This is a genomic window from Aureimonas altamirensis (genome assembly GCF_023702225.1).
GTDB lineage: Bacteria > Pseudomonadota > Alphaproteobacteria > Rhizobiales > Rhizobiaceae > Aureimonas > Aureimonas altamirensis_B.
This window is the reverse complement of record NZ_JAMQCO010000027.1, coordinates 1-5772: the sequence shown is the minus strand read 5'-3', so window position 1 is coordinate 5772 and position 5772 is coordinate 1. Positions and strand designations below refer to the sequence as shown.

Below are 5772 nucleotides of genomic sequence, written 5' to 3'. Positions count from 1 at the left end.
CATCGAGGCGACGGAAGTCGTCAACGGCTATGGCGGCTTCGTGCTCAACGGAGAATGCGCCAACGACTATGCGGGCTATAGCGTCTCGTCGGCCGGCGACTTCAACGGCGATGGATTGGACGACCTCATCGTCGGAGCTTATGGAAGCGACGCAGCGGGCACCAACGCCGGCCGCGTCTACCTTGTCTACGGACGCAGTGACGCAAGTCCGATAAACCTGTCGGCCGTCGCGGCGGGCAATGGCGGCTTCGCAATTTCCGGCGAATCCACCACGAACCAGCTCGGCATCAGCGCCTCGGGAGTGGGCGACGTCAATGGCGATGGGTTTGCCGACATCGTCGTCGGGGCCAACGGCTACAATTCCTATACCGGGCGAGCTTACGTCGTCTTCGGCCGTTCGGGCGGAGCAGCCCCCGTCCTGTCTGCCGTCGCGGCCGGAACAGGAGGGTTCGTCATTACCGGTGAATGCGCGAACGACTCTTTCGCAAGTTCGCTGGCCGGCGCAGGCGACATTAACGGTGACGGCCTTGCCGATATCATCGTCGGCGCATTGAATTACAATAGCAGTACCGGCCGCGCCTACGTCATCTTCGGCAAGACCAGCTTTACGGCCATTGCGGCCAGCGCCATCGCTGCCGGTTCGGGTGGCTTTGCCTTCCAGGGCGATACGACGGGCGTACAATTCGGTAGATCGGTCAGCGGTGCCGGCGACATCAATGGCGATGGCCTTGCCGACATCATCGTCGGCGCCAATGCATATGGCGGCAATACCGGACGCAGCTATGTCGTATTCGGTAAGACCGGCGGCGGCATCGTTACCGTAAATGCGCTTGGTACCGGAGGGTTCTTCATCAATGGCGAAGCCAGCAGCGACAATCTAGGCTTCGATGTCTCTTACGGCGGCGACGTCAACGGCGACGGGCTGGCCGACATGCTCGTCGGCGCCTACGGCTACAGCGCAAGTGCGGGCCGGGCCTATGTGATCTTCGGTCGCACGTCCGGCAACACAGACGTAACCGTAACTGGCGGCGCTCCGGGTACGCGTGGCTTCGCCATCGTTGCGGAGTGCACTGGAGACGCTGCCGGATACAACATCGCCTACGCAGGCGACGTCAACGGCGACGGGCTCGCCGACATGCTGGTCGGCAGTCGCGCCAACGATTTTGGGGGCAACAACGCCGGCCGCGCATACCTCGTTTATGGCCGTACCGGCACGAGTGCCGTTCAGCTTTCTGACGTGGCGCGTGGTGTTGGCGGCTTCGCCGTTGCCGGCGAATGCGCTGACGATCAGCTGGGTCTCGACGTCTTCGCAGGCGGCGACCTCAACGGCGACGGGCTGGCCGACCTCATCATCGGCGCCTATCAGAACGACGCGACTGCCTCCAATGCCGGCCGCGCCTATGTGATCTTCGGTCGTACGGACGGCGCCGTCGTCAACACGGCGGTCGACGTCATGGGTGACGCTTCGGCAAACGTACTGACGGATGGCGGTGCGGCGAAGACGATCGTGACAGGCGCCGGCAACGACACCATCGTGCTGACGGCCGGCAGCGTCGCCCATGGCGGCGCGGGAGACGACCGGTTCGAAATCAACGCAACCATGCTCGCCGCTCTGCAGGCCGCCTACGATCCGGCAACCGGGCAGCTTGCCGGCATACAAGGGGGCAGTGGCATGGATGTGCTGGCGCTCTCCGGCGCCGGCATGACGCTCGACCTGAGCCAGGTCTCCAACGCTGCAGCCCTGAATCCGTCCGGCGGCAGCCGGCTGGAGAGCATAGAGCGGATCGATATCACCGGCACGGGCGACAACGTCCTGAAGCTGACGGCGCTGGATATCGCCGACATGTCGCGCGCCAACATTTTCGAGACGACGGGCCGCTACCAACTGATGGTGGACGGCAATGCCGGCGACAAGGTGCAACTGACCGACGGGCGTNATCACCGGCACGGGCGACAACGTCCTGAAGCTGACGGCGCTGGATATCGCCGACATGTCGCGCGCCAACATTTTCGAGACGACGGGCCGCTACCAACTGATGGTGGACGGCAATGCCGGCGACAAGGTGCAACTGACCGACGGGCGTTGGGCGCGGCAGGCGGCCAGCTTCACCAGCGGCGGCAACAGCTACACTGTCTTCTATAACGTCGCGAAGGCGACGACGCTGTATGTCAAGCAGGGCGTAGCCGTCGACTACACAGGTATCGAGGCAAGGGAAGCCGTTGGTGGCTATAGCGGCTTCGTGCTGAATGGCGAATGCGCCAGCGACAATGCCGGTTATAGCGTCTCGTCCGCCGGCGATTTCAACGGTGACGGCCTGACTGACCTGCTCGTATCGGCGCCCTACAATGACGGGGCCGGCGGTGACGCAGGCCGCGTCTATGTCGTGTACGGCCGCACGAGCACGGCGCCGATCAACCTGTCGGCCATCGCGGCGGGCAATGGCGGCTTCGCCCTGTCGGGCGAAGGCTCGGCCAATCGCCTCGGCATAGTGGTGTCGGCGGCAGGTGACGTGAACGGCGATGGCCTCGCGGACATCGTCATGGGCGCATACACCTACGGACCCAACACGGGCAGGGGCTATGTGATCTTCGGACGTACGGGCGGGGTAGCGCCCACCTTGTCGGGCATCGAGGCTGGAACGGCCGGCGGCTTCGTCATCAACAGCCAGGGCGGCTCCAACAACTATTTCGGACGCGCGGTCGCAGGTGCCGGCGATGTCAACGGCGACGGTTTGGCCGACGTCATCATCGGCGCCATGGGCTTCAACAACAATACAGGCCAGGCCTATGTCATCTACGGAAAGACCGATGGTGTAGTCGTATCCAGCGCCGCGATCGCGGGTGGAAGCGGCGGATTCGTTGTTCTGGCCGAATGCTCGAATTCGTATCTTGGAATTTCCGTCGACGGCGCAGGGGACGTCAACGGCGACGGGCTGACGGACATTATCGTCGGTGCAAGCAACTATAGCGGCGGGACAGGTCGAACCTACGTCGTCTTCGGAAGAACGGGCGGCGGCAACGTTGCCACAAGCGCTCTCGGCACCGGCGGCTTCACCATTACCGGCGAAACGACGAGCGGTTCCACGGGCTACGACATCTCCTATCTTGGAGACGTCAACGGCGATGGCCTTGCTGACATGCTCCTCGGCGCCTATGCCTACGGTTCCAACGCAGGGCGCGCCTATGTGATCTTCGGCCGCACCTCGGGCAATCTCGATATCAACGTGGCTTCGTCCTCGCTCGGCACGCGCGGTTTCGCCATCGTTGCGGAATGCGCCGGTGACTTGATGGGGGAAACCGTCTCCGAAGTCGGGGATTTCAATGGCGACGGCTTGGCCGATATGCTCGTCGGAGCTCGGGGTAACGATGCCGGTGGGGACTATGCCGGCCGTGCCTACGTTATCTACGGTCGCGCAGCTGCGGCGGATATCCAGTTGTCCGACATCGCGCGCGGTATTGGCGGATTCACCATCACCGGCGAATGTATTAGCGACCAGTTGGGTCTCGACGCTTCCGCCGCAGGTGACATCAACGGCGACGGGCTCGCTGACATCCTCGTCGGCGCACGAAACAATAGTGCATCAGCCACCAATGCTGGCCGCGCCTATGTGATCTTCGGGCGTACGGACGGGACGAGCTCGAGCGTCGTCGTCGACGTTCTGGGCACGGCGTCTGCCGAGGCACTGAGCGATGGCGGCACGGGCAAGTATGTGCTGGCCGGCGCGGGCGACGACACGCTGACGCTGACGGCGGCAAGCGTGATGGACGGCCAGGCCGGTAACGACACCTTCGTGGTGGACGGTGCTGCGATCACCCTGCTGCAGTCGGCCTATGCGGGCAGCGGCAAGCTTGCGACGCTGAAGGGCGGCCTCGGCGTGGACACGCTGAAGCTGTCGGGGGCCGGGCTGACGCTCGATCTGACGCAGGTCTCCAACGTCGCCGCCATGAATCCGTCCGGCACCAGCCGGTTGAGCGGTATCGAGAAGATCGACATCACCGGCTCGGGCGACAATGTGTTGAAGCTGACGGCGGCGGACATCGCCGACATGTCGGGCATCAACGTCTTCGAGACGACGGGCCGCTACCAGCTGATGGTGGACGGCAATGCCGGCGATAAGGTGCAGTTGACCGACGGGCGCTGGGCGCGGCAGGCGGCCAACTTCACCAGCGGCAGCAACAGCTACACTGTCTTCTACAACGTGGCCCGGGCCACGACGCTGTACGTCAAGCAGGGCGTTGCAGTCGAGTATGCAGGCATCGAGGCGACGGAAATCGCCAACGGCTATGGCGGCTTCGTCCTGAACGGCGAATGCACCACCGATTTTGCCGGCGCCAGCGTTTCTTCCGTCGGCGACTTCAATGGTGACGGACTTGGCGACCTGATCGTCGGAGCACCTAACAACGACGCCACGGGCAGCGATGCCGGTCGCGCTTATCTCATCTACGGTCGTACCGGAACAGGTGCGATCAACCTCTCGTCAGTTGCCGCAGGCAGCGGCGGCTTCGCCCTCGCCGGAGAGGCGGCCGGCAACAATCTCGGCGGAACCGTGTCCGCTGCAGGCGACGTCAATGGCGACGGGCTGGCTGATATCGTGCTCGGAACGAGCGGCTATAACACCAACACCGGCCGCGTCTATGTCATCTTCGGACGCACGGGCGGCGCTGCACCGGTCCTTTCGGCAATCGCCGCCGGCTCGGGTGGCTTCGTCGTCAACGGCGAGGGAACCGCTACCTATTTCGGCGGATCCGTCGCGGGCGCCGGTGATGTCAACGGCGATGGTCTGGCTGACATCGTCGTCGGCGCGACCGGCTACAATAACAGTGCAGGCCGCTCCTATGTGATCTTCGGCAAGACGAGTGGCACGGCCGTTGCAGCCAGCGCCGTGGCTGCGGGTTCCGGCGGCTTTGCCCTTCACGGCGAAGCCAGCAGCGTCAGTCTGGGCGTCTCGGTCAGTGGCGCAGGTGACATCAACGGCGATGGCCTGGCCGATATCGTCGTCGGCTCGCACGGCTACGGTGGCAGCGCCGGGCGCAGCTATGTCGTATTCGGCAAGACAGGTGGCGGCGTCGTCAGCGGCAGCGGTCTCGGCACGGGCGGCTTCACGATCACCGGTGAAACGACCAACAGCTATATGGGCTTCGACGTCGCCTATGCGGGAGACGTCAATGGCGACGGCCTCGCCGACATCATTGTCGGCGCCTACGGTTACACCAGCGGCACAGGCCGCGCCTATGTGATCTTCGGCCGTACATCCGGCAACCTCGACATCAACGTGGCCTCGACCTCGCTCGGCACGCGGGGCTTCGCCATCGTGGCGGAGTGCGCAAGCGATCTTGCCGGCTACAACCTCGAATATGCTGGCGACGTCAATGGCGACGGCCTTGCCGACGTGCTCGTGTCGGCACGCTTCAATGGTACGGCGGGCACAAACGCCGGCCGGTCTTATCTTCTGTATGGCCGAGCCGGTACGAGCGCCGTTCAGCTTTCGGATGTTTCGCGCGGCATCGGCGGCTTCGCCATCACCGGCGAGTGTGCCAGCGACGAGTTCGGGGTCGGCGTGTCGGCGGCGGGAGACATCAACGGTGACGGGCTCGCCGACATCGTGGTCGGTGCGCGGCAAAACGATGCAGCCGCCTCCAATGCCGGGCGTGCCTACGTCATCTTCGGGCGTACGGACGGGACGAGCTCGAGCGTCGTGGTGGACGTCATGGGCACGGCGTCTGCCGACACGCTGAGCGATGGCGGCACGGGCAAGTATGTGCTTGCCGGCG

The 5772-nt window shown here is 64.3% G+C and carries 1 protein-coding gene and 1 pseudogene; both read left to right on the top strand.

Annotation, left to right across the window (positions count from 1 at the left end):
* Positions 1-40 precede the first annotated feature (40 nt).
* Positions 41-1363: pseudogene (locus tag NDN16_RS21220) on the top strand (integrin alpha); the annotation flags it as partial.
* Positions 1364-1991: 628 nt separating this feature from the next.
* A partial coding sequence (locus tag NDN16_RS20745; protein WP_435301142.1) for a beta strand repeat-containing protein occupies positions 1992-5772 on the top strand: 3781 nt, incomplete at its 3' end.